The 24,233-nt window shown below is 56.7% G+C and carries 20 protein-coding genes and 1 tRNA gene; 13 read left to right on the top strand and 8 right to left on the bottom strand.

Features of this window, described 5'->3' with window-relative positions; all coding sequences use genetic code 11:
* Window positions 1–105 precede the first annotated feature (105 nt).
* The 8 genes from xdhA (at window position 106) to AC2TEM_RS10595 (ending at window position 10,763) form a co-directional block, all read left to right on the top strand.
* A complete protein-coding gene (xdhA, locus tag AC2TEM_RS10630) occupies window positions 106–1,467 on the top strand; it encodes a xanthine dehydrogenase small subunit (protein WP_480856183.1) in 1,362 nt (453 codons plus the stop codon).
* Window positions 1,464–3,866: a xanthine dehydrogenase molybdopterin binding subunit gene (gene xdhB / locus AC2TEM_RS10625; RefSeq protein WP_170420513.1), complete on the top strand. Its 2,403-nt coding sequence runs from the start codon at window positions 1,464–1,466 to the stop codon at window positions 3,864–3,866. The genes xdhA and xdhB overlap by 4 nt, the downstream gene beginning before the upstream one ends.
* Entirely contained in the window at window positions 3,866–4,801 is a 936-nt protein-coding gene (xdhC, locus tag AC2TEM_RS10620) for a xanthine dehydrogenase accessory protein XdhC (protein WP_170420511.1), read from the top strand. Before xdhB ends, xdhC begins: the two co-directional genes overlap by 1 nt.
* Window positions 4,798–6,315: an ABC transporter ATP-binding protein gene (locus AC2TEM_RS10615; RefSeq protein ID WP_170420509.1), complete on the top strand. Its 1,518-nt coding sequence runs from the start codon at window positions 4,798–4,800 to the stop codon at window positions 6,313–6,315. Before xdhC ends, AC2TEM_RS10615 begins: the two co-directional genes overlap by 4 nt.
* 38 nt (window positions 6,316–6,353) lie before the next feature.
* Entirely contained in the window at window positions 6,354–7,436 is a 1,083-nt protein-coding gene (locus tag AC2TEM_RS10610; protein ID WP_170392492.1) for an ABC transporter permease, read from the top strand.
* 1 nt (window position 7,437) lies between these two features.
* Window positions 7,438–8,358: an ABC transporter permease gene (locus AC2TEM_RS10605; protein ID WP_170420507.1), complete on the top strand. Its 921-nt coding sequence runs from the start codon at window positions 7,438–7,440 to the stop codon at window positions 8,356–8,358.
* Window positions 8,359–8,392: 34 nt separating this feature from the next.
* The gene (locus tag AC2TEM_RS10600; RefSeq protein WP_170420505.1) at window positions 8,393–9,466 is read left to right on the top strand and encodes a BMP family ABC transporter substrate-binding protein; all 1,074 of its coding nucleotides are present in this window, start codon (window positions 8,393–8,395) and stop codon (window positions 9,464–9,466) included.
* A gap of 106 nt (window positions 9,467–9,572) precedes the next feature.
* The gene (locus tag AC2TEM_RS10595; RefSeq protein WP_170420503.1) at window positions 9,573–10,763 is read left to right on the top strand and encodes a S41 family peptidase; all 1,191 of its coding nucleotides are present in this window, start codon (window positions 9,573–9,575) and stop codon (window positions 10,761–10,763) included.
* 195 nt (window positions 10,764–10,958) lie between these two features.
* Here AC2TEM_RS10595 and AC2TEM_RS10590 read toward each other — a convergent pair whose 3' ends face one another.
* Both AC2TEM_RS10590 and AC2TEM_RS10585 read right to left on the bottom strand, forming a co-directional pair.
* Window positions 10,959–12,191 (bottom strand): HlyD family secretion protein, encoded by a 1,233-nt coding sequence (locus AC2TEM_RS10590; RefSeq protein WP_170392496.1) that lies wholly within the window; start codon window positions 12,189–12,191, stop codon window positions 10,959–10,961.
* 3 nt (window positions 12,192–12,194) lie between these two features.
* Window positions 12,195–12,605 (bottom strand): hypothetical protein, encoded by a 411-nt coding sequence (locus AC2TEM_RS10585; protein ID WP_170422388.1) that lies wholly within the window; start codon window positions 12,603–12,605, stop codon window positions 12,195–12,197.
* A 203-nt stretch (window positions 12,606–12,808) separates the two neighbouring features.
* Here AC2TEM_RS10585 and AC2TEM_RS10580 point away from each other — a divergent pair, with 203 nt between their 5' ends.
* From AC2TEM_RS10580 to AC2TEM_RS10570, 3 genes are all read left to right on the top strand, one after another.
* The gene (locus tag AC2TEM_RS10580) at window positions 12,809–13,870 is read left to right on the top strand and encodes an NAD(P)/FAD-dependent oxidoreductase (RefSeq protein ID WP_170401934.1); all 1,062 of its coding nucleotides are present in this window, start codon (window positions 12,809–12,811) and stop codon (window positions 13,868–13,870) included.
* Window positions 13,871–13,872: 2 nt separating this feature from the next.
* Window positions 13,873–14,526 carry a DUF938 domain-containing protein gene (locus AC2TEM_RS10575; RefSeq protein WP_170420501.1) on the top strand — a complete coding sequence of 218 codons (654 nt, stop codon included), beginning with the start codon at window positions 13,873–13,875 and terminating at the stop codon, window positions 14,524–14,526.
* 72 nt (window positions 14,527–14,598) lie between these two features.
* Entirely contained in the window at window positions 14,599–14,934 is a 336-nt protein-coding gene (locus tag AC2TEM_RS10570) for a carboxymuconolactone decarboxylase family protein (protein ID WP_170401940.1), read from the top strand.
* 69 nt (window positions 14,935–15,003) lie between these two features.
* On the opposite strand, the gene AC2TEM_RS10565 is transcribed toward AC2TEM_RS10570, so the two are convergent.
* The 4 genes from AC2TEM_RS10565 to AC2TEM_RS10550 form a co-directional block, all read right to left on the bottom strand.
* Entirely contained in the window at window positions 15,004–17,511 is a 2,508-nt protein-coding gene (locus AC2TEM_RS10565; RefSeq protein ID WP_480856182.1) for a GcvT family protein, read from the bottom strand.
* 140 nt (window positions 17,512–17,651) lie between these two features.
* Window positions 17,652–18,980 carry a hypothetical protein gene (locus AC2TEM_RS10560; protein WP_480856181.1) on the bottom strand — a complete coding sequence of 443 codons (1,329 nt, stop codon included), beginning with the start codon at window positions 18,978–18,980 and terminating at the stop codon, window positions 17,652–17,654.
* Window positions 18,981–19,066: 86 nt separating this feature from the next.
* Entirely contained in the window at window positions 19,067–20,464 is a 1,398-nt protein-coding gene (locus AC2TEM_RS10555) for an FAD-linked oxidase C-terminal domain-containing protein (protein WP_170420495.1), read from the bottom strand.
* A 27-nt stretch (window positions 20,465–20,491) separates the two neighbouring features.
* A complete protein-coding gene (locus AC2TEM_RS10550; RefSeq protein ID WP_170392503.1) occupies window positions 20,492–21,478 on the bottom strand; it encodes a 2-hydroxyacid dehydrogenase in 987 nt (328 codons plus the stop codon).
* A gap of 169 nt (window positions 21,479–21,647) precedes the next feature.
* Here AC2TEM_RS10550 and AC2TEM_RS10545 point away from each other — a divergent pair, with 169 nt between their 5' ends.
* Complete coding sequence (locus AC2TEM_RS10545) at window positions 21,648–22,136, top strand: SH3 domain-containing protein (protein WP_480615131.1); 489 nt, start codon at window positions 21,648–21,650, stop codon at window positions 22,134–22,136.
* Between the two features lie 27 nt (window positions 22,137–22,163).
* On the opposite strand, the gene AC2TEM_RS10540 is transcribed toward AC2TEM_RS10545, so the two are convergent.
* Entirely contained in the window at window positions 22,164–22,673 is a 510-nt protein-coding gene (locus AC2TEM_RS10540) for a ferritin (protein WP_170420493.1), read from the bottom strand.
* A gap of 371 nt (window positions 22,674–23,044) precedes the next feature.
* Between AC2TEM_RS10540 and AC2TEM_RS10535 the strand changes: the two genes are divergently transcribed.
* Window positions 23,045–23,119 (top strand) — tRNA-Gln (locus tag AC2TEM_RS10535).
* Between the two features lie 574 nt (window positions 23,120–23,693).
* Here AC2TEM_RS10535 and AC2TEM_RS10530 read toward each other — a convergent pair.
* Window positions 23,694–24,146, bottom strand: coding sequence for an SRPBCC family protein (locus AC2TEM_RS10530; protein ID WP_170420491.1), 453 nt, complete (start codon window positions 24,144–24,146; stop codon window positions 23,694–23,696).
* Window positions 24,147–24,233: the final 87 nt, after the last annotated feature.

Raw genomic sequence — 24,233 nt, 5'->3', positions numbered from 1 at the left:
CGCTGTTTCTAACATCTGACGGCAAGCTACCGCCCGCCACTCTTTCTACGTCGCATCGAAGGAGGGCCGAACGGGCGCAACCGGGTAACGCGACGGGTTTCTCGAATGAACATCACGTTTCTTCTGAACGGAGAGACAGTGGAGCTGCCGGATGTCGATCCGACGGCCACCCTACTGGACTGGCTGCGTGAAGATCGCGGTCTGACAGGCACCAAAGAAGGCTGCAACGAAGGCGATTGCGGCGCGTGCACGGTCATGGTGACGGACGAAGACGGTGCAAAAGCTCTGAACTCCTGCATCCTGTTCTTGCCCCAGCTGCATGGCAAAGCGGTTCGTACAGTCGAAGGGGCAAGCGGCCCGGATGGCGAAGCACATCCCGTTCAACAGGCAATGGTTGACCTGCACGGTTCGCAATGCGGTTTTTGCACTCCGGGTTTTGTCATGTCGATGGTCGCCAGTCATGCGACGGGCGCCACGGATCATGACACCCAGCTTGCCGGAAACCTGTGCCGCTGCACTGGCTATGCACCGATTATTCGCGCCGCGAAAGCGGTCGAGGACCGTCCCGTGCCAGTCTGGGTCAAAGACAAGCCACTCGCATCTTCTGCTGCGTCGCGCATGCTGCCTGAATCTTCCGATGAACTGGCAGCTGTATATGTTGAAAACCCGGATGCCACGCTGGTTGCCGGAGCAACAGATGTCGGCCTGTGGGTGACAAAGCAACTGCGCGACCTGGATCCAGTAATCTTCCTCAACCGTTGCGATGATCTCAAACAAATCACCATCACCGACGATGAAATTCGCTTTGGCGCAATGGTCGACATGAATCGGATGGGTGAGGCTCTGGCCGATCTTCACCCCTCTTACGCCGAAATGATCCGTCGCTATGCCAGTGTTCAGGTGCGCCATGCTGCAACGGTGGGCGGCAACATCGCCAATGGCTCGCCCATTGGTGACAACCCGCCTGCGCTGATTGCTCTGGACGCAACCCTTCATCTGCGCAAAGGCGACACCCGCCGGTCCGTTCCGCTGGAAGAGTTCTTTATCGACTATGGCAAACAGGACCGCGTTCCCGGTGAATTCGTCGAAGCTGTCAGTTTCCCCCGTCAGCTGGATCGCCTGAAGGCCTATAAACTCAGCAAGCGGTTCGATCAGGACATCTCGGCCGTCTGCGGGTGTTTCAACATCACCGTCGCGGGCGGCATCGTCACGCAGGCGCGCATCGCGTTCGGCGGCATGGCCGGCATCCCGAAACGGGCAACCCATGTCGAGGCCGCATTGGTCGGTAAACCTTGGGCGCGCGAGACGATTGACGCCGCGCTGCCTGCCTTTGCCGACGATTATTCACCACTCACGGACATGCGCGCCTCGGCCACCTATCGACTGGAAACCGCCAAAGCGATGCTCGAAAGATACTTCTTGGAAGATCAGGGCGAAGTGACCAATGTGCTGGAGGTATCGGCATGAGCGTGACCAAACCCCTCCCCCACGACGCAGCACCGCTGCACGTTTCAGGAACCGCGCGGTATGTGGACGATATCCCGACACCCAGGGACAGTTTGCATCTGGCTTTTGGCCTCAGCCCGATTGCCAAAGGCAAGATCACCGCAATGGACCTGTCTGCGGTGAAGGCTGCCGAGGGCGTCGTGATGGTTATGGCTGCGGATGATCTGCCCTTCGCCAACGACGTATCGCCTTCGATCCATGATGAACCACTGCTGTCGGACGGAACAGTCCACTATATCGGCCAGCCGGTGTTTCTGGTCATCGCCACCAGCCATCTGGCCGCCCGCAAGGCCGCACGTCTGGGCAAGATCGACTATGCCGAGGAAACGCCAATCCTGACGGTCGAAGAGGCTCTGGCCGCCGACAGCCGGTTCGAGGACGGCCCGCGCGTTTACGCCAAGGGTGATGCAGATGCGGCTATCTCTGGCGCGACACACGTGATCGAAGGGTCTTTCGAACTTGGCGGGCAGGAACATTTCTATCTCGAAGGTCAGGCGGCGCTGGCCGTGCCGAATGAAGGCGCGGATATGCTAGTGCACAGCTCGACCCAGCACCCGACCGAGATCCAGCACAAGGTGGCGGACGCTTTGGGCGTTCCGATGCACGCGGTCCGCGTTGAAACCCGCCGTATGGGCGGAGGTTTTGGCGGCAAGGAAAGCCAGGGCAACGCTTTGGCTGTGGCTTGTGCTATAGCCGCACGTGCAACCGGCAAGGCCTGCAAGATGCGCTATGACCGCGACGATGACATGATCATCACCGGCAAACGCCACGCCTTCCGGATTTCCTACAAGGCTGGGTTCGATGAGAATGGCCACATTCAGGGCGTTTCGTTCTTACACCACGCCATCTGCGGTTGGGCGCAGGATCTGTCCCTGCCCGTCGCCGACCGCGCGATGCTGCATTCGGACAATGCCTATCTGTTGCCAAATGCACGGATCGAAAGCCACCGGCTGAAGACCAACACCCAATCCGCCACCGCTTATCGCGGCTTCGGCGGCCCGCAGGGCATGGTTGGCATCGAACGCGTGATGGACCACGCCGCGTATGAGCTGGGTCTGGACCCGGTGGAACTGCGCCGCCGAAACTATTACGAACCGGCCCATGCGATTGCCGAGATCACGCCGTCCGAGAAGCCTTTGGGTCATCCCGACCCGCATGAGGACCTAACAAGCCGCGGCGCGGTCGAAACCGGGGACGCCCCCGTGCGCCCTCTGCCCGCTGGCGGCAATACCACGCCCTACGGAATGGAGGTCAGCGATTTCGAATTACACGGGATGACTCAGGCGCTACTGAAATCCAGCGATTACGAAACGCGCAAGGCCGCTATTGCGAAATGGAACGCCGAGAACAGCGTGATCAAGAAGGGCATTGCCTTTTCTCCGGTCAAGTTCGGGATTTCCTTCACGCTGACCCACCTGAATCAGGCAGGCGCTTTGGTGCATGTGTATCAGGATGGCTCGGTCCATCTGAACCACGGCGGCACCGAGATGGGTCAGGGTCTGTTCCAGAAGGTGGCACAGGTGGCGGCTTCGCGCTTTGGCATCCCGCTGGAGATGGTCAAAATCACCGCCACAGACACGGCCAAGGTACCGAACACTTCGGCCACGGCAGCATCCTCGGGCAGTGACCTGAATGGTATGGCCGTGAAGGCGGCCTGCGATACGATCCGCGATCGAATGGCGGACTATCTGGCCGAGCGGCATCAGGCCGATCCGTCGACTGTAACCTTCTCTGATGGCCATATTTCGGTTGGCGCAGAACGCTACACCTTCGCTGAAGCTGCGGCGCTGGTCTATCAGGGTCGGATCAGCCTGTCGGCGACCGGTTTCTACAAGACACCCAAGATCGAATGGGACCGGATCGCCGGACGAGGCCGTCCGTTCTTCTACTTCGCCTACGGAGCGTCGGTCACCGAAGTGGCCGTCGACACTCTGACTGGTGAGAACCGCATTCTGCGCACCGATATCCTGCATGATGCCGGTGCTTCGTTGAACCCGGCGTTGGATATCGGGCAGGTCGAAGGAGGTTATGTGCAAGGCGCGGGCTGGCTAACGACCGAGGAACTGGTCTGGGACGGCACGGGCAACCTGCGCACACACGCACCCTCGACCTATAAGATCCCCGCCTGCTCAGATCGACCCGACGTATTCAACGTCGCACTCTGGAATGCCGAAAACCGTGAGGACACGATCTATCGTTCGAAAGCGGTGGGCGAACCGCCGTTCATGCTGGGTATTTCAGCATGGCTGGCCCTGTCGAATGCGGTCGCGGCCTGTGGAGAGGCCTACCCCGCTCTTGATGCACCAGCCACGGCTGAAGAGGTTTGGCGCGGCGTCCAAAAGATGAAGGGAGGCATCTGATGGGATTTGACTTAGAGGCTTTGAGGGAGGCGGTCAAAACCCACGGAACAGTCGTCCGGGTGGTCATCGCCGGCATCAAAGGGTCGTCTCCACGTGAAGTGGGGGCCGCGATGCTAGTCTGGAAGGACGGGCAAAGTGGCACCATCGGTGGAGGCACGTTGGAGTATCAGGCAACTGAAGCTGCGCGATCCCAAACCACCGCCACCCGACTAACGCATCACGCTCTTGGCCCCGACATGGGGCAATGCTGCGGCGGTGCAGTTTCATTGCTGAGTGAAGTATTTGATCATGAAACGCTGAATGCACTGGACGATACCGTCATCGCGCGTTCGGCGTCGGGCGGAGAGATGCCGCTATCGGTCAAACGTCTGCTGGCGGCAGCGCGAGGACAGGGTGTCGTGCCCGAGCCCCGACTGATCGAAGGTTGGATGGTCGAACCCGTTCACAAACCGACGCGTAATCTGTGGATCTGGGGCGCAGGCCATGTCGGCCGGGCGCTGGTGGACGTTTTGTCCCCCCTACCCGATCTGGCAATCACCTGGGTCGATACCGGACCCGAGCGGTTTCCCGATGTGGTTCCAACCGGTGTAACCCCGGTTCCGACCGCAAAACCCGCCGAGCTGGTTCGCCACGCGCCAACCGACGCCGAGCATCTGGTGCTTACCTATTCGCACAATCTGGATCTGGAACTGTGCAACCGGCTGCTTTCGCACAATTTCCTCTTTGCGGGGCTTATCGGCTCGGCTACGAAATGGGCGCGATTCCGGTCGCGGCTTGCGGCCCTTGGACATCCGCCCGAGCGGATCAGCCGGATCACCTGTCCGATCGGCGATCCGGGCTTGGGCAAACACCCGCAGATGATCGCCGTTGGCGTGGCAGCGCAACTGTTACGCCCCGCCCGACAGAACGAATTGAAGAAGGACCTGAGCGCGTGACCACTCCACTTCTGAGCTTGCAAGGGCTGACCAAAGCCTATCCCGGCGTCGTGGCCAATGATCAGGTGTCCTTTGACATCGGTGAAGGCGAAGTTCACGCACTGCTGGGCGAGAACGGCGCGGGCAAATCCACGCTTGTCAAAATGATCTATGGGCTGGTGAAACCCGACAGCGGCACGATGCTGCTGCGTGGGCAGCCCTATGCACCGCCTGAACCGCGCGCCGCCCGTGCGGACGGGATCGCGATGGTGTTCCAGCATTTTTCGCTATTCGATGCGTTGAACGTCGCCGAGAATATCGCTCTGGGGATGGAGAACCCGCCCCCAATGGGTGATCTGGCCTCGCGTATCCGCGAAGTATCCGAAACCTACGGCCTGCCCTTGGACCCCTTCCGCACGGTTGGCGATCTGTCTGCAGGTGAGCGTCAGCGGGTCGAAATCATCCGCTGCTTGTTGCAGGACCCGAAGTTGCTGATCATGGACGAGCCGACCTCGGTTCTGACGCCGCAAGAGGTTGAAATCCTTTTCGAAACGCTGAACAAATTGCGCTCGGAAGGGACATCGATCCTGTATATCTCGCACAAGCTGGAAGAGATTCGAACGCTATGCGACCACGCCACGATTCTGCGGCTGGGTAAGAATGTGGGCGAATGTGTACCAGCCGAAACCTCAGCGCGCGATATGGCTGAGATGATGGTGGGGTCAACCCTGCAGACACCTGAACGTTCCGGCCGGGAATTCGGTGACGTTGCGCTGGATGTCAGCGGATTGTCAGTGCCGTCGCCGTCGGAATTCGGAACCGCGCTTCGCAACGTCCACATGACCGTCCGCAAGGGCGAGGTTCTGGGGATCGGGGGTGTCGCGGGGAACGGTCAGGATGAATTGCTGGGTGTGCTTTCTGGCGAAATTCCGACCACCGCAGATGCGATCAAATTCAACGGTCAACCCATCGGCAAACTCGGCCCGACCGCGCGGCGTAAGCTGGGCGTGTTGACCGCACCCGAAGAACGGCTGGGCCACGCGGCTGCCCCTGATATGAGCCTCACTGAAAACGCTCTGCTGACTGGGTCGGTCCGCGAGGGGCTGGAGAATAACGGCTTTCTGAAGTGGTCTGAGACCAAGAGCTTTGCCGAAAAGATCATTAGCGCCTTTGACGTGCGTACGCCGGGTCCTGAGAATGCCGCCCGGTCCCTGTCGGGCGGGAACCTGCAGAAGTTCGTGATTGGTCGCGAAGTGCTGCAAAACCCGGATGTTCTGGTCGTGAACCAGCCGACTTGGGGCGTGGATGCAGCGGCGGCGGCCTCGATCCGGCAGGCCATTCTGGATCTGGCGGCCAAGGGAACTGCGGTCATCTGTATCTCGCAAGACCTCGATGAACTGATGGAAATCTCAGACAGTTTCGCCGCCTTGAACGAAGGACGACTAAGCGCCCCGCGTGAAACTACGGGTCTGACGGTCGATGAGATCGGCCTGATGATGGGCGGCGCGCATGGCATGGAGGTGGCCCATGTCTAAACACTTAAAAGAAAAGAGAAACGCGGGGGTATGAGCAAATGATTGTGTTGGAGAAACGGCCTCAGCCGTCCAAGGCGTGGTCTTATGCCACCCCTCTGGTCGCGGTCCTGGCGACGATGGTTTTTGGTGGCATCCTGTTCGCCATTCTGGGCAAAAACCCGGTCGAGGCTATTGGAACCATTTTCTGGGAACCCCTGTTTGGCGAGTTCGCCTTCTATTATCGGCCGCAATTGCTGGTTAAGGGCGCGCCCCTGGTTTTGATCGCTATCGGCCTGTCTTTAGGCTTCCGCGCCGGTATCTGGAATATCGGGGCCGAGGGTCAGTACATTATGGGGGCCATTTTCGGTGCGGGTGCTGGTCTGGCATTCTATCCGCTGGATGCATTCTACATCTTTCCGATCATGGTGATTGCAGGCGCGTTTGGCGGCTGGCTATGGGCAATGATCCCAGCCTTCCTGAAAGTGCGCTTCGGTACCAATGAAATCCTTGTGTCGCTGATGTTGGTCTATGTGGCCGAACAGATGCTGGCCTCGGTCTCGCTAGGCCTGCTGAAGAATCCCGAAGGGTTCGGCTTTCCGGGTTCGCGCAATCTGCAATCCTACGACAGCGCGTATAATGCCGAGCTGATTGCGGGTTCAGGCATGCACTGGGGCGTAGTCACTGCCCTGATCGCTGTTATCTTTGCATATGTCTTGCTGAACCGGCACATGCTGGGCTTCCACATCCGCCTGACAGGTGAGGCCCCGCGTGCGGCGAAGTTCGCAGGTGTAAACCCTGCCCGCCTGATCCTGTTCTGTCTGGGTCTGGCCGGCGCGCTGGCCGGTCTTGCGGGGATGTTCGAAGTCTCGGGCCCTGCTGGCGTGGTCAGCATCGATTTCAACGTCGGTTACGGCTTTACCGCGATCATCGTGGCTTTCCTTGGCCGTTTGCATCCGGTGGGCATCCTGCTGGCCGGAGGCCTGATGGCGTTGACTTATATTGGCGGTGAAATCGCCCAATCTCAGCTGGGTCTGCCCGCCGCAGCCATTCAGGTATTCCAGGGGATGCTTCTGTTCTTCCTGCTGGCATTCGATCTTCTGACAAACTACCGCATCCGTGCGGCCCGTAGCGAGGTAGCGTGATATGGACCTTGGTGAAATTAACCCCGTCCTTCTGGTCGCCTCGCTAATGGTGGCCGCAACCCCACTTTTGTTGGCCGCAATCGGAGAATTGGTGGTCGAAAAAGCAGGCGTCCTGAACCTCGGTGTCGAGGGCATGATGATCGTGGGCGCAATCAGCGGCTTCGCAATCTCAGTCGAGACCGGTTCGCCCTGGCTGGGCTTTATTGCGGCAGCAATCGGTGGCGCGGTGCTATCGCTGTTGTTTGTGCTGCTGACGCAGGTGGCGCTGGCCAATCAAGTTGCCAGTGGCCTGGCCCTAACATTGTTCGGCCTCGGGTTCAGCGCGCTGATGGGGCAGAGCTACGTAGGAATAAAGCCGCCCAGCATGGGTGAAATCCATATCCCGTTAATCAGCGATATCCCTGTTATTGGACCAATCCTGTTTCAGCACGACCCGATCCTCTACGTCGGAATTGCCCTGACGGCCGCCGTCTGGGCCACGCTGAAATACACACGCATCGGCCTGATATTGCGCGCCGTTGGCGAAAACCACGATGCGGCGCATGCGCTGGGCTACAAGGTCATCAAGATTCGCATCATGGCGATCCTGTTTGGTGGTGCTTGCGCTGGCTTGGGCGGCGCCTACATCAGCCTGATCCGCGTGCCGCAGTGGACCGAGGGCATGACTGCCGGTGTCGGCTGGATTGCCTTGGCGCTGGTGGTTTTTGCCAGCTGGAAACCATGGCGTGTCTTGCTGGGCGCCTATTTGTTCGGCGGCATCACTGTGTTGCAGCTTAATTTGCAGGCAGCGGGCGTTGCCATTCCTGTCGAGTATCTGGCAATGTCGCCCTACATCATCACGATCCTTGTGCTTGTGATCCTTTCGGCCGACAAGAGCAGCGCACCTGCCGCATTGGGCCGGACCTTCCATGCCTCGCACTAGGCGAGGCCAACTGAACCAACTTGGGGAGTAACACATGAAATTCACTACACTTTTGGCAAGCGCCGCAATGGCGCTGGGTCTGGCCTCGGGGGCCGTGGCCCAAGACAAGACCAAAGTCGGCTTCGTCTATGTCGGCCCAGTGGGCGATGGCGGCTGGACCTATGAGCACAACAAGGGCCGTCTCGCCGTGGAAGAGCACTTTGGCGACAAGGTCGAAACCGTGTTCGTCGAGTCGGTGCCTGAGGGCCCAGATGCAGAACGCGTGATGACCCAGATGGCGCTGGAAGGCGCGGACCTGATCTTCACCACCTCGTTCGGCTACATGGATCCGACCATCAATGTCGCGAAGAAATTCCCGGATGTGAAATTCGAGCACGCAACCGGCTACAAGACCGCCGACAACGTCTCGGTCTACTCGGCCCGTTTTTATGAAGGTCGCGCAGTCCAAGGCCACATCGCCGGTAAAATGACGGAATCGAATATCATCGGCTACATCGGGTCCTACCCGATCCCTGAAGTGATCCGTGGTATCAACTCAGCCTATATCCACGCCAAGAAGGTGAATCCGGATGTCGAGTTCAAGATCGTCTGGGCCTACACTTGGTTCGATCCTGCGAAAGAAGCTGACGCCGCCACAGTTCTGATCGAACAGGGCGCGGACGTGATCCTGCAGCACACTGACTCGACTGCACCGCAGGCAGCCGCGCAAGAGGCAGGAAACGTTGTCACCTTTGGCCAAGCCTCCGACATGAGCGAATACGCACCCTTCCCGCGTGTGTCTTCAATCATCGACGATTGGGCTCCCTACTACATCGCGCGGACCCAGGCCGTGATGGACGGAACATGGGAAAGTGCCAACACATGGGATGGCATCCGGGAAGGCATGGTAGCAATTGGTGAGATTTCGGACGCCGTTCCCGCCGACGTTAAAGAAGAAGCACTGGCGCTGAAAGCCGCGATGGCAGCCGGCGAATACCACCCCTTCACTGGCCCGCTGAAAAAGCAGGACGGCAGTGACTGGCTGGCCGAAGGCGAGAGCGCCGATGACGGTACGCTGGCGGGCATGAATTTCTACGTTGAGGGGCTGGAAGGCGAAATTCCGCAGTAGAATCTGATCCGGAAACTAACAACAAGGCCCGCATGTTTTTGCGGGCCTTTTTAGTCGCCCTGAGCCCAATCTGGACATTGACGAGTGGCTATGCGCATCGTGAAACATGTCGCTCACGGAAGACCTGAACCAAATTTTAGAAACTGCCCTGCCGACCGATCCCAGTTTTCGACAGATCGAAAAGGCCGTGATTGACGACTGTATTGCTGAAACCCGGCAATATGCTTCAGAGGGCTCTGTCGAAGCCTTCCTGTTGTCAGCGATGCGTTTATTTGCACTTCCCGGCAATGGGCACACACGGCTGATCCCGAATGATGCGATCTCGGTGCTACCGCTGAGATTCGTGAGCGTTGGACGTTCCGTTCAATTCATCGACGCGGCGCCAGAGATAGCCGCACCGCGAGGAGAGTTGATAGCGGTCAACGGCTCAGCTTTGAGCCAGATTGAAGCCACTGCAGAGAAATTTCTGGCGGGAACGTGCCAAAGGAAACGGGTCATCGGCCCGATTCTACTCGCTTGGCCGTACGCTTTGGCACGTTTGGGTTTTTCGTCAAACGGCGGCATGACCGAGTACCGTGTGCAGGACGAAAGTGGGCGGATAGCCAATCTGAAAGTGGCCAATGAACATACAGTTCCTGGATCGATGCTCTACCCGAGAAACGAGCACGGCAAGGCTGATCCAGCCTGGGAACCCGAGATATTTGTAGAGATAAAGGACTGGCAAGAGCTAGGGCTATCAATAGCGTTACCAAGCTTCTTTGATCCGAGGGAAAGTGCGCTGCCTAAAGCCATCTCAGCCGCGGTGGAATGTGTGCGCGCATCCTCGAACAAAACACTACTAATTGATGTTCGCGGAAACACTGGTGGCGACTTTCTTCTAACGATGCCCTTGATCGACGCGATCTCAGAAAGTGCAAACAAGCAGGTTGTTATGCTTGTCGATAAATTCACGTTTTCCGCTGCGATAGTGTTTGTAGCCATCCTCAAACATCGATTGGGAAACAGGCTCAAACTTATTGGTGAGGAAATGGGAGATAGGCTGACGTTCTTTGCCGAGGGCGGATTGCTCGAATTGTCGACCAGTGGAGCGGTCGTTCGATACTCATCAGCCTTTCACGACTGGAAGAATGGAACGACTGACGATACCACGCCGCCCGAAATCGCAAGAAAAATCGTACCTGCGGGATCACTGAACTTGGATTTGGAATGGGTCGAAAGACCTGCAGTTGAAGATGCACCAACCGAACTCCATCAACGAGTTCTCAAAAGCATGAGCAAATCCCTAGACAGCCGCTAAGTCTGCATAGCTGCATTCCAAGAAAGCAAATGCTGCACGCGCGGCGAAGGTCTACTTGGTGGCCAGTCTTATTGGCGACCAAACACCATCGGCCCGTGGGCAATATTAACCACGAGCGTTTCGATACCCAGCTGTCGTCGGGTCAGGACTTCAAGCGATTGAATCGCCGCAATGGTTAGGTTCTAGGGCGTGAAATTAGTGTCCGCCCAGCACCAGAGTGTTCACTGGCATCAGGATCAGTCGCAGGCGCAGGCCTGCCGCATGAACGACGCCAATCGTGTCTACCACATGCAGGAACGATTTTTCCCAGAAGCCGAGGCTCTCATCCTCCAACTTTGCATGATTATCCGTATAGATATTCGCCAGACAGTTGCTGCCTGGAGGCACATCATCGGCCATGCTTTTGTAGAGCGGTTCAAGGTAGACAAGGATCGAACCCGGATTGGTGTTGCTCTGCACGTCCCGTAACTCATCAGATGGCCTGATCTGCCCCGATGGGATCACATCCTGCACCTCGACGACAACCACCGGGATAACGGTAAAGGGCTTGGTCATGCAGCCCAATTCGCCAATCATACCCGGTTTGACCACCTGGGCCGAAAGCTGACTGAACGCCGCCTGGAATCGGTCATGTCCGGAGGAGGATGGCACCAGAATACCCGCCGGGCGCAGCAAAGGGCTGACATAGTCGCCGACCTGAAGCCCGAATTGTTCAACCCTGCCCGTCACTCCAGCGTTGACCACAGTCTTGTCCAACTCGGTCAATGCCGCATCCAGCTGCGCATTGGCACTGGCAAGTTGGGCCGGGATCAGCTCTTCGATCTGTTGTACAACCGCTGCGCGCTTTGAGACGGCTGCTTTGACCTGCGCTTCACGCTCGGCAACCAGATTTTCCAACCGATCAATCTCGGCCAAGCGCACCGCGCTGGATCCCTCGTCACGTAGGGTGGTATTGCGTTCCAGATCCTCGAGCGACTGATCCAGAGCTGCGCGCGCGCCTGCAATCCCGGCCTCAGCCTCGGCCAGATCGGTTTCCGCCACCTTCAACGAGGCTTGAACCTGAGCAATCTGGGCATGCGCCGCTTCGACCTGCGCGGTTTGCGTGAAGTCTTCGATCCGGAAAATCGGCTGTCCAGCTGTCACCTGCTCATTGTTGCGCACGTAGACTTCGGAAACGCGCCCCCCTAGCTGCGGCAGGATCGTTACCGTCCGGAAGTAGGAAGCCGCTGTTTTGCTGGACGGGTGAAAATAGAACAGCGTTGTGATAACGGTTAGCGCCAAAATAGCGCAAGTCGTCAGCCCCCAGCGCAACTCGTACCACATGGTGAACAGCGTGATCTCGTGTCCGATCCGTTTGCCCTGCACAAAGCGGCGAAACAGATAGTCAGGAAGCACGGTAATCAGGGCGCACAGCATCGTCTCGATCATTGTTCAGTGCCCCTGTGCTGCCGGTTCGGAGGGTTTGGATTGTTCGGGCTCAGTTTCCAGCTCAGGAGGGGGTGAAGCGTGTTCTTTGTCCTGCCCAGGCGCCAAAGATCGGATGGCATCGGCAATCGAGCGCAGCGGTGCCGCGAAATCAGGGAACTGGAACCCAGCCACAAGGATGGCGGCAACCCAGAAAAGGCCGTTATGCGTAAACAAAGCCAAAAGCGCCAGAATTCCAACCAATTGGAATTGCGGGTGATTGGTTTCATGCGCCATTTTTTCCGGGATCGAATGCAACGTAAAGTAGGCAACCCCGATCAGCACGACCATCCCGACGGTAAAAAACAACATGAAGGTGAAGAGGAAGTCGCTACCATCTGCCTGTGTCACATATGACGGAATGTGCCCCGTTGCCATCGGGTGAATATCTGCCGCGTTCACGTCCGCCTCCGAATCTTATGTTGTTTGCACTAAAAGCAGGCTGGCCGCCTACGATCAAGTTTCCATTGCGGTGGGCTTGTGTCTTTTCGTTTGGCAGTACGCGTGCCATGGTCCGCCAATGTCGCCAGTCAACTTACCACCGCCTCGATCACTTGGCGGCCGGAAACGGAACAAAACGCATGATTGATTTTCTCATAATCGGTGGCGGTGTCGCCGGGCTAAGCGCAGGTGCGCGCCTGTCAGAGCACGGCACAGTTACGGTGTTAGAGGCCGAGGACGGATTGGGATATCATACTTCGGGTCGTTCAGCTGCCCTGTTCGAAAAGGGTTACGGTCCAAACTCGGTCAAGGCATTGAACGAGGCAAGTGCTGCGTTTTTTGAAACAAATGCGTACCTAACACCACGCGGCCTGATGCTGATTGGCGGAAGGGATCAACAGGCGCTGTTTCAAAAAGACGCCCAAGATCTTGGTGTGCAAGAGATTTCGCCGGATGATGCCATCGGACACATTCCTGTCCTGAATGCTGAAACTGTCGGTTATGCAGCCATAAGTAATAGCGCATATGATATCGATACAGATCGCGTCCTGCAGGACTTTGCGCGAACCGTCCGCAAGAATGGCGGTTCAGTCCTGACCCGTCAGAGGGTCAGCAGCATCCGCAAATCGGTTCATTGGACCGTCGAAACCTCAGAATCCTTTGAGGCACGCAATCTGGTAAATGCCGCCGGAGCCTGGGTCGATGAGGTGGCGCAGATGGCAGGAATCTCCCCCATCGGGATCACACCTTACCGTCGATCGATTGCGCGCATCCCCGCACCGGGCGAACATGACCTGCGAAACTGGCCAATGATGCTGGGCGCAGGCGAGAGCTGGTACGCCAAACCTGATGCGGGCAAGCTACTGGTCTCGCCTTGCGAGGCGGACCCAACCACACCCCATGACGCTTACGCCGATGACATGGTTCTCGCAGAAGGACTGGCACGATACGAAGCGATGGTTACTGAAACTGTAACTCGGGTAGAAACCAATTGGGCGGGGTTACGTAGTTTTGTTGCCGATGGCACGCTGGTGCTCGGACCTGATCCAACCGATCCATCGTTTATCTGGTCGGCAGCACAGGGAGGGTATGGGTTTCAGACCGCTCCTGCAGCCTCGCAACTTGTGGCGGATCTTGTGACTGGCGCGTCGCCGCGCCTTGATGCGGCGATTGTGAAAGCGCTGACACCCGGTAGGCTGTAACGATGACAAAACGCAAACTGCCCCCGAATGCCAGCGTCGCCACCGAGGGCGACGGCAGCAAACTCGTCGCCCCAGCCGCCAGCCGAAACACGGTTGTGCTGTGCGATCTTCTGGCACGGGTCGCCCCGTCATCAGGACAGGCCCTGGAACTGGCCAGTGGAACCGGACAACACATTTCGGCCTTTGCCCAGCGGATGCCCGGGTTGCATTGGCAACCCAGCGAAGTCACCTCTGAACGGCGCGCCAGCATCGATGCGTACACCAAGGGTTTACCAAACACCGCCGCAGCCGTTCATCTGGATGCAACTGCGGAGGGTTGGCACAAAACAATGGCGCAGCAAGATTTGGTTTTACTGGTCAATCTCTTGCACTTGATCAGTTTACCCGAGGCTGAAACCCTCGTTGCCGAAGCAGCGTGCGCTCTGAAAACGGATGGGCGTTTGGTGCTTTATGGCCCTTTCAAACGTGACGGACACCTGACAAGCGATGGCGACCAGCGATTTCACGACGCACTGGTCCAACAAGACCCTGATATCGGGTACAAAGACGACACATATATATTGTCTATGTTAAAGGACAACGCCCTCGAACTGGTCGAAATCGTAAAGATGCCTGCGAACAACTTGGCATTTGTCGCCCAAAAAACTGGAATCTGATCAGGATCAAAGTCTGCTTTGCTCTTCATCACTCATATGCAGATTATCATATGTATCAAGAGGGACGTGATAATGAGCTGGCAGGATTCACTGAACGAAACGCGCAAAAGCTTGCGTAACCTTAACGGAGCCATTCCTGATACGGCGCGTGCCTTCGGGGCGCTGGGAAAATCTGTCAAGGAAGGCGGGACGCTGGACTACAAAACCAAAGAGTTCATCGCGTTAGGCATGTCAATCGCAGTACGGTGTGAGCCTTGCATTACCCTGCATTCCGAGGCGTTGGCCAAGGCGGGAGCCACCCGCGATGAGGTTTCGGACGTTCTGGCAATGGCCATCCAGATGGGCGGTGGGCCGTCCATGATGTACGCCGCCAAGGCACTAGACTGCTTTGATGAATTAAGCGCATGAAAAAAGCCCACCGAGAGCGGGCTTTTAGTAGGCGGTGCTACGTGAGTACCGCCTTATTTCTTGGAAGCGTCAGCCGTCTTTGCGGATTGTTTCGTTCTTCGGATCGTAGGGGCTGTCGCAAGTCACGACCGCATCCCACAGCTTGTCCTGCATTTTGACCTGCAGCTTGGTGCCTTCGACCGCCAGCTCAGGCTTCACATACCCCATGCCGATGGATTTCTCGAACGCCACCGAGTACCCGCCCGAGGTCAAACGACCCACGCGCTCACCTTCCGGCGTGTACAGCGCCTCGCGGCCCCAGGGGTCGGCATCGTCCGGTCCGTCGATCAGCAGAGTGCAGCACTTCACGCGCACGCCGGTCTCTTCCAGCTTGGCTTTGCCATAAAAGTCTTTCGACAGATCAACAAAGCGCGGCAGGTCAGCTTCCAGCGGGGTCGCGTCGCGGCCCAGTTCGGTGCCGAAGGCGCGATAGGATTTCTCCTGGCGCAGCCAGTTTTGGGCGCGGGCACCAACCAGTTTCATGCCGTGCTTTTCACCGGCCTTCTCCAGCAGGTCGAACAGATAGTTCTGCATCTCGATCGGGTGGTGCAGTTCCCAGCCCAGCTCACCCGTATAGGCCACGCGGATCGCGTTGACCGGGCACATGCCCAGTTCGATCTGACGGGCCGACAACCAAGGGAAGCGCTGGTTGGACAGCGCGGTTTCCGGATCGGCGTCCTTGATGACCTCTTTCAGAACGTCACGCGACTTGGGTCCGGCGATCGCGAAGACGCCCCACTGGGTGGTCACGTCCTGGATTTCGATGTAGCCGAACTCCTCCATCTTGTCCTCGGCCGCCTTGCGAAGGTAGTCGGCGTCGTACTCGGTCCAGGCACCGGCAGAGACGATGTAGTAATTGTTCTCGCCATTGCGGACGATGGTGTATTCGGTGCGGGTGGTGCCGTGCGCGGTCAGCGCGTAGGTCAGGTTGATGCGACCGACCTTGGGCAGCTTGTTGCAGGTGAACCAATCCAGGAACTGGGTCGCACCGGGGCCTTTGACGACATGCTTGGTGAAGGCCGACGCATCGATCAGGCCAACGCCTTCGCGGATGGCCTTGGCTTCGTCGACCGCATACTGCCACCAACCACCGCGGCGGAAGCTGCGGCTTTCTTTGTCGAAGTTATCAGGCGCATCCAGCGGGCCGAAATAGTTCGGACGTTCCCAACCGTTGACCCAGCCGAACTGTGCGCCACGCGCTTTCTGACGGTCATAAGCCGGAACGGTACGCAGCGGTCGGCAAGCTCCACGCTCTTCATCCGGGTGGTGCAAGATGTAGACGTGCTCATAGCACTCTTCGTTCTTGCGCGCCGCGAACTCGGTGGTCATCCAGTTCGACGAATACCGCTTGGGGTCCAGCGAAGCCATGTCGATCTCGGCTTCGCCATCGACCATCATCTGAGCCAGATAATAGCCGGTGCCGCCTGCAGCGGTGATGCCGAAACTGAAGCCCTCGGCCAGCCACATGTTGCGCAGGCCCGGCGCCGGACCAACCAGCGGGTTGCCATCGGGGGTGTAGCAGATCGGACCATTGAAATCGTCTTTCAGGCCGGATTCAGCGCATGAAGGCACGCGTTCGGCCATCGCCATGTACTGATCGGCAATCCGATCCAGATCCAGCGGGAACAGGTCGGCGCGGAAGCTGTCCGGCACGCCGTGTTCGAACTGCGCAGGAGCGCCATGTTCGTAGATACCCAGAATCCAGCCGCCACGTTCTTCGCGCGCATACGACTCGTTGTCTGCATCACGCACAACTGGATGCTCGGGGTTGCCCGCTTCACGCCATTTGACCAGCTCAGGGTCTTTGTCCATGACGATGAAGGTATGCTCGACCGGGATCGCGGGCATCTTGATACCCAACATCTTCGCGGTCCGCTGTGCGTGGTTGCCTGACGCGGTCACGACATGTTCTGCGGTGATCACAACCTGCTCATCTGACGGAATGAGGTTGCCACCCTTTTCGACCATCTTAGTGCAGGTGACTTCCCAGTGAGTACCGTTCCAGTGGAAGGCATCAGCCTGCATCTTGCGAACGATGTCGACACCGCGCTGACGCGCACCTTTGGCCATCGCCTGGGTCACGTCCGCAGGGTTAATGTAGCCGTCTTCAGTGTGATAGATCGCGCCTTTCAAGTCCGAAGTTTCGATCAGAGGCCAACGTTCCTTGATTTGCTCGGGCGTCAGCCACTCATATGCAACATCACAAGTTTCCGCTGTGGATGCATAGAGCATGTATTCATCCATACGCTCTTGTGTCTGTGCCATACGCAGGTTTCCGACTACGGCGAAGCCTGCATTCAGGCCGGTTTCTTCCTCTAGTGTCTTGTAGAAATCGACTGAGTACTTGTGGATGTGGGTCGTGGCATACGACATGTTGAACAACGGCAACAGGCCCGCTGCGTGCCAGGTGGAACCGGATGTCAGTTCGTCCCGCTCGATCAGCATCACATCATCCCAGCCCGCTTTGGCAAGGTGATAGGCAATCGAGGTCCCGACGGCGCCGCCGCCAACGACCAGTGCTTTGACTTGGGTTTTCATAGCCGGGTGTCTCCCCTTGAATTCAGTTGACACCATATGGCGCATTTGAGGGGCTCGACGCGACATTCATCCGACCAGTGATATAAGAAAAGCGACCTGAGCGTTGCACCAGGTCACTTTCCAACAGTCGATCTGACGTGTTATCCGCCCCCCAATTTGCACCTTTTGAACGTTCCGGTGGTTGCGCAATCAATGCCCGTTCCGGAACCGCCTCGGTTTACCCGCACGGCAGTTTCTGCTTCGGAATCAGAGCTACCAAAGGCTGACAACAGTCCGGACAGGAAGCCTTCATTTTCGTTTACAGATGCGACTTCTTCAGAGGTTTCCTGATCTTTGAATTTGGCGAACAAATTTCCAAAGAAACCCTCGTCATCTCTGTCTGCCTGCTGCATCTCGTCTTCAAGCAAATCTGTCAGTCCTTTGCGGTATCCGACCTGGACCAAATCATCCGCAGATTCGATTCTGTTCGCGGTCAAGTCGAAGGTGTCTGCCGGCAAACCGTATTGCGCGGCCAAAGTATTTGCGACAAGAGACAACCCATCAATGTTTTCTAGCTTCAAACGCGCCAGCTCGCTGCGCAGCTTGACAAACTCGCCGCGCAAGGCGGCCATGTTTGTCGCCAGTTCACTTTCTCGTTCAGGATCAAAGAGGGTATCGTTGCCGACGCCAGGCACTTGCTTTTGAAGCAGTGCGTTCAATCCGTCATAATCCAATCGATCTAGAAACGCTCGCAGCATAGGCGCTGGTGCATCGGAATAGACTTGTAAACGAATTTCTTCGCCCAGTCCGATTGTGGCCTTGTAGATTTCAAACCGAGGTTCGACCTCAAGGTCCGTCAGGCTCGCCGTGATCATTGACCAAAACTTTCGATCTTTCACTGTGACGGGTTTGTATCGGCTGTTTTCAAACCTGAAATACGCAGCACCACCAATTATGCCGAATGGAGTGTAGCCACTCGATCCTGCGCCCAACCCTTCGACAGACCTGACGATGTTGCCAGTCAGTGTATTGGATTTAGCGTCTTTCCTGGGTTTCGCCTGTAGCCAGACCGTATGCTCGCCGCTTTCGTATATCCAACTAGAATTATCGAGTTTTCTGGCCAGTTGTTCGGTCTCTTGCACAGCAACTCTTTTTGCAATTGGACGAGCAGCTTCGCTTATTCCGTCCTGCAAAACACCTTCTCGGGCATCGCGGGTAAAATCTGCATCCACGATCGAACGACGCACCCAGCCTTCGCCCGAATCCGGCAGGTACGGCTTGGCCCCCTCTCGCCAACGCTTCTGTCTTTCGCGTTCAATTTCTTCCGCGGCTAGCTCCGCCTGATACAAGTTGAACCGCTGATTAATCGTGTCGACATATCCGTTGAAGGACAACCTGCCTTCGACTTTCTTATCCTGCTGATAATAATCCAGACCTACGACAACCACGACGGCAATCAGCAAAAACCCAATGAAACGCAACGCGCCCATGAATAACCTCGGAATCAAATACTGCTCTTTCCTAGATCATTCACCTAAAATTGAGGCGCTGTTATGGCCGAGCCCAACAATCACGGTCAGAGTACCTTGCCAGGATTCATGATGCTATCGGGATCCAGCGCTGCTTTGATCGCCGCCATATAATTTGTCGCCGCACCAAGTTCTTTCACCAGATAGGAGCGTTTACCCTGCCCTATTCCGTGTTCTCCGGTACAGGTGCCCTCCATCGCAATTGCAAGATCATTTAGCCAACCGACGAATTCCTCTGCACTTGCGACCTCTTTTGCGTCATCCATGTCGATTAACAGAAGTGTATGGAAGTTACCGTCACCAACATGACCCACGATTGGGGCCAGCAAACCCAATTCAGCGGCCTTATCCTGTGCGGCGGTCACACATTCGGCCAAACGCGAGATCGGAACACATACATCCGTAGAAATGCCCCGCGCGCCTGGGCGCAGTTGTAGGCTGGCCCAATACATATCGTGCCGGGCCTGCCACAGCTTGTTGCGCTCTTCGGTTGTCGTGGTGGTGGTGATATCGCTGCCACCAAATTCTTCCGCGATTTGGCCAAAGGTCTCTGCCTGTTCCGCTGCACCGCTTTCCGAACCGTGAAATTCCAGCAGCAGCAGTGGCGTTTCTGGCAAATCCAGTCCCGAATAAGCGTTTGCAGCTTTGACCGACATTTGGTCCAGCAATTCGATCCGCGCAACCGGGATACCATACTGAATAGTCATCATCACAGCCTGACAGGCTGCATCCACCGATGGAAACGAACAGCGAGCTGAACTGATGGCCTCGGGGATACCCTGCAATCGCAATGTGATTTCGGTGATTATTCCCAGCGTGCCCTCGGCACCGATTAGCAAGCGGGTCAGATCAAAACCCGCCGAAGATTTGCGCGCACGATGCCCCGTGCGGATCACTTGCCCGTCCGGCATCACGGCCTCAAGACTAAGCACATTGTCTTTCATTGTCCCATAACGCACAGCATTGGTGCCAGACGCGCGTGTCGCGGCCATGCCACCTAGCGACGCATTCGCGCCCGGATCAATCGGGAAGAACAACCCCTGATCCCGCAGATGGGTGTTCAATTCGGCTCGGGTGACACCCGGTTGGACAACGCAATCTAGATCACCGACATTGACCGCCAATATCTTGTTCATCTGACTCAGATCGACGGATATGCCACCAGCAGGAGCGTTTACATGACCTTCGAGCGAGGTGCCTGTTCCGAACGGGATGACTGGCACCTTGTGCTCGGCACAGGTCCTGACGATATCGGCCACTTCTTCGGTTGAATGCGGGAAGACGACTGCGTCCGGACTCTGGTTTTCAATCCACGTTGTCGTGTGCCCGTGCTGCTCGCAGATCGCAGCACCAGATTGCAGCCGGCCTGCGAACCTCTGCTTCAGAATTCCCAGCGCCGTGTCGATCCCGGCCTCGTTTCGCGGCAAAGCGGTTGCCTGAACCATTGCGTTCCCCTTTTCTTAGGCCACAGCCTAAAGCATTGCAGGCACAACCTGATCTGGCGGGCGATGACCGTCTTCGAAGGTCTTGATGTTGATAATGACTTTCTCACCCATCTCGATCCGACCCTCAAGCGTAGCTGAGCCCATATGAGGCAGCAGCACCACATTCGGCAATTGCCGGAGGCGTGGGTTCACATCCGTGCCCTGTTCATAAACATCCAGACCAGCGCCCGCGATCTCACCGGCGCGGATCATGCGTGTCAGGGCGTTCTCATCGACGACTTCACCGCGTGATGTATTCACGATCACGGCCGTGGGTTTCATCAATTTCAAACGCCGCGCATTCATCAAATGAAAGGTCGAAGGGGTCGACGGGCAGTTGATCGAGATGACGTCCATCCGCGCCACCATCTGATCAAGACTATCCCAGTAGGTCGCCTCCAGTTCCTGTTCAATCTCGGGGCGCAACCGGCGGCGGTTGTGATAGTGAACCTGCATTCCAAACGCGCTGGCACGTCGCGCAACGGCCTGCCCTATCCGGCCCATCCCAAGAACACCCAAGCGGCGACCACCGACCCGGCCACCCAGCAAGGCCGTCGGGGCCCAACCGGCCCAATCGCCCTTTTGCATCACACCTAACCCCTCGGGGATACGTCGTGTAACCGCCAGGATCAGAGCCATAGTCATATCTGCAGTATCGTCAGTCAGTACTCCTGGTGTGTTCGAGACAAGGATCCCGCGCTGCCTCGCCGTCGCCACATCAATATTGTCGACACCGGCACCATAATTGGCGATCAGTCGCAATTTCTCACCAGCCTGCCCCAGGATACCGCCATCAATTGTATCGGTTATCGTCGGAACCAGCACATCTGCTGTGTTCACTGCCGCCACCAGCTCTTCGCGAGTCATGGGATCGTCGGTGTCACGCAGTTTTACATCGAAAAGCTCGCTTAGCCGTGTTTCCACCGCTTCGGGCAACCGTCGCGTAACGACAACACTCAGACGTTCTCTTGGCACCTTGACCCTCCTACCGCTTTGCAAACTGCCGCGCGCCATGGCATCGTGGCGCAGGATTACACGGGGCACAAGAACCCCTTGGGCATCGTCTCAACCTTTTTTGCATACGATCCACAGGCATAAGAGCAGACAGGCAGTGAGTGCTAGTTTTTCAGTGAACCGCCATTTTGTGGTGTTGATATCGGTTTTCCTGCTCGTGCTCGGCGCAGTGGCCGTGTCCGCGCAGGAAAAACGCGGTCCAGTGACGAATCTACCGCTTCCACGATATGTCTCGATGAAAGCCGCCGAGGGTAATGTCCGTCGCGGCCCTTCGCTGACTCACCGAATCGATTGGGTGTTCAAACGCCGTGGCATGCCGCTGCAGATCACGGCCGAATATGGAAACTGGCGCAAGGTTCAGGATCGAGACGGTGCCGGGGGTTGGGTGCATTACGCGCTGCTTTCAGGTGTGCGGACAGTCCTTATCGAAGCCGACTTGCTGCCGGTTTACGCGATGCCTGATCCCAAATCGCAGGTGAACGCGCAATTTGAAGACGGCGTCGTCGCCCGGCTTGAAAAATGTTCACCCGATTGGTGCCGCATATCGGCAGGCGGCTATCGCGGCTGGACCCTGAAAAGCAATCTTTGGGGGGTCGACCCCACCGAGATTCGGGAATGACACGCGTGCGCGACAGCGCCGACTGAGCTACTCCGCGCCTGCAGCGCTGCCGCGTTTGGCCAGTTCCTGATCCAACAACAGCAGGTTCCATCGGTCCCCGCTGGCCGCCTTGGCCTTATCCAGGATCGATGTGAACAGGTCTTCTTCCTCTATCTGTTCGGCCAGGAACCAGTTCAGCATATTCTGTGTGCTGTATTCTTTGACCTCATGCGCCAGCTCAAACAACGCGTTGATCTGGCCCGTCACGGTTTGCTCCTGCGCCAGCGCCTGCTCCAGTACATCAACGGGTGATTCATAGTCCGTTTGCGGTTTTTCGATGCCGTCGAGATTTACCCTCCCACCCCGCTTGGCGATAAAGTCGAATATACGCATTGCATGGGTTTCCTCTTCGGCAGAATGCCCCCGAAACCAACTGGCGAATCCAGGCAGATCCTGCGCCTCAAAATAAGCCGACATCGCCAAGTAGGTGTACGAAGCGTGGAGCTCATTGTTGATCTGCTTATTCAATGCTTCTGCAACTTGCGAGTTCAGTTTCATTGCTCGCTCCTTTTTTTGTGCTGGTTAGCGGACTTTATCTAGCTAGGTCCGCAGCCAAAGACATTCAACTGATAAAGGTAATATTTATCGATATTAATCAACAATTTAATCCGATTCTTGTGCTATTGAAACGCAGTCGCAGGAACGAGCGTTGTGGCGCATTGTGGATGGCATCTCGCGACCGCAAAACCTAGGATTGCCAGTTGGATTTTCGTTTTAGAGATCTAGCTTCGCCTCAAACAATCGCCTGACCCATATTCGACAATCCCGACGATCCAACCGCCATCAAACTAAATTGCATATCCACATCAAAATTGTCCAAAAAAGCCCTTGAACCCTGAAAGCAACAGTCGTAGATAGCCGCTCACCGTTGGGGTGTAGCCAAGTGGTAAGGCAGCGGTTTTTGGTACCGTGTATCGTAGGTTCGAATCCTACCACCCCAGCCATGAACTTCCAAAGATACAATAAAATCAAGGGGGGACAGAACCCACCCCTGACTCGCTGTGTGCTACAGCCCTCAGAAACCGAGACACATATTGCAAAACACCCGAACCGCCGAAGTCTACAATGAGTGAGCTGACCATCCGTCTTCTCAGAGCAATAAGCCGGAGCATTGGCACCGTTTGTGGGCTGACTATCAGAATTTCTACAAGACCTCTGTGAGCTAAGAGATCTACAAAGCATCTTTCGAACTGCTTTTATCTAGTCGTTCTGTTACTTTAGCCGTAGGATCGCAGAAGTTGACGGCAAAGCGATAGGATTGTTTCACTTTCGATACCATCGCTTTAAGTAATATCTCGAAGATGCCTGTTATCTAAAGAATCTTAATCGCGACCCCTATGTACGAAGGAAAGGTTTTGATTAAGCGCCGATCGAAGCAGTACACAAATCGGCCAAGATCTTCGGAATCCCTAACAACTTTTCAGCCCGTTTGTTGTTGCGCAGGCGGTACAAGTTGCCTTTCTGGTCGCTAGCGGGTGGAGCAAGCTCAAAGAACCGCTTCATCTCCACCCATTAAGTTCAGATCATCGCGTCTTCATTCACTACATCAGCGAAGGACTTGAAGAATTTTCCTGCGAGCTTCTTGGCTGTGCTCTGGATCAAACGACTGCCGAGCTGAGCCAGTTTTCCGCCAATCTCGGCCTTTGCTTCATAGCGCAGGATCGTTGTGTCGCCGTCTGCACTCAGCGTCACATCTGCGCCACCCTTTGCATGACCAGCGGTACCACCATTGCCCTGACCAGACAGCGAGAATGCATCAGGGGCGCCGGTCTGGTCCAGGGTGACATTGCCTCCGAACCGCGCCTTGACGGGCCCTACTTTAAGCAAGACCTTGGCCTCCAGTTCAGTATCAGAATGCTTGATTAGTTCTTCACAACCCGGGATGCATTGTTTCAACACCTCGGGATCATTCAGTGCCGCATAGACGCGATCTTTCGGGGCGTTGATGATGATTTCGTCCTTCAGTTCCATAGTCTTGTCCTTCTTAGCAACAGGGAAATCTTATGTTGTCTGCTTGTTCAGTGGTCATTTCGAGCGATTTAAGACGCCCGCGCATCC

It is taken from the genome of Ruegeria sp. HKCCD3925, from assembly GCF_057221175.1.
The sequence above is the reverse complement of the archived record's forward strand: the minus strand, read 5'-3'. Positions and strand labels throughout refer to the sequence as shown.

What these genes read in the sequence shown, in the direction of transcription:
- xdhA (WP_480856183.1), top strand. Translation starts at nt 106, where the DNA reads ATGAACATCACGTTTCTTCTGAACGGAGAGACAGTGGAGCTGCCGGAT.
- xdhB (WP_170420513.1), top strand. Translation starts at nt 1,464, where the DNA reads ATGAGCGTGACCAAACCCCTCCCCCACGACGCAGCACCGCTGCACGTT.
- xdhC (WP_170420511.1), top strand. Translation starts at nt 3,866, where the DNA reads ATGGGATTTGACTTAGAGGCTTTGAGGGAGGCGGTCAAAACCCACGGA.
- AC2TEM_RS10610 (WP_170392492.1), top strand. Translation starts at nt 6,354, where the DNA reads ATGATTGTGTTGGAGAAACGGCCTCAGCCGTCCAAGGCGTGGTCTTAT.
- AC2TEM_RS10605 (WP_170420507.1), top strand. Translation starts at nt 7,438, where the DNA reads ATGGACCTTGGTGAAATTAACCCCGTCCTTCTGGTCGCCTCGCTAATG.
- AC2TEM_RS10600 (WP_170420505.1), top strand. Translation starts at nt 8,393, where the DNA reads ATGAAATTCACTACACTTTTGGCAAGCGCCGCAATGGCGCTGGGTCTG.
- AC2TEM_RS10595 (WP_170420503.1), top strand. Translation starts at nt 9,573, where the DNA reads ATGTCGCTCACGGAAGACCTGAACCAAATTTTAGAAACTGCCCTGCCG.
- AC2TEM_RS10590 (WP_170392496.1), bottom strand. Translation starts at nt 12,191, where the DNA reads ATGATCGAGACGATGCTGTGCGCCCTGATTACCGTGCTTCCTGACTAT.
- AC2TEM_RS10585 (WP_170422388.1), bottom strand. Translation starts at nt 12,605, where the DNA reads ATGGCAACGGGGCACATTCCGTCATATGTGACACAGGCAGATGGTAGC.
- AC2TEM_RS10580 (WP_170401934.1), top strand. Translation starts at nt 12,809, where the DNA reads ATGATTGATTTTCTCATAATCGGTGGCGGTGTCGCCGGGCTAAGCGCA.
- AC2TEM_RS10575 (WP_170420501.1), top strand. Translation starts at nt 13,873, where the DNA reads ATGACAAAACGCAAACTGCCCCCGAATGCCAGCGTCGCCACCGAGGGC.
- AC2TEM_RS10570 (WP_170401940.1), top strand. Translation starts at nt 14,599, where the DNA reads ATGAGCTGGCAGGATTCACTGAACGAAACGCGCAAAAGCTTGCGTAAC.
- AC2TEM_RS10565 (WP_480856182.1), bottom strand. Translation starts at nt 17,511, where the DNA reads ATGAAAACCCAAGTCAAAGCACTGGTCGTTGGCGGCGGCGCCGTCGGG.
- AC2TEM_RS10560 (WP_480856181.1), bottom strand. Translation starts at nt 18,980, where the DNA reads ATGGGCGCGTTGCGTTTCATTGGGTTTTTGCTGATTGCCGTCGTGGTT.
- AC2TEM_RS10555 (WP_170420495.1), bottom strand. Translation starts at nt 20,464, where the DNA reads ATGGTTCAGGCAACCGCTTTGCCGCGAAACGAGGCCGGGATCGACACG.
- AC2TEM_RS10540 (WP_170420493.1), bottom strand. Translation starts at nt 22,673, where the DNA reads ATGAAACTGAACTCGCAAGTTGCAGAAGCATTGAATAAGCAGATCAAC.
- AC2TEM_RS10530 (WP_170420491.1), bottom strand. Translation starts at nt 24,146, where the DNA reads ATGGAACTGAAGGACGAAATCATCATCAACGCCCCGAAAGATCGCGTC.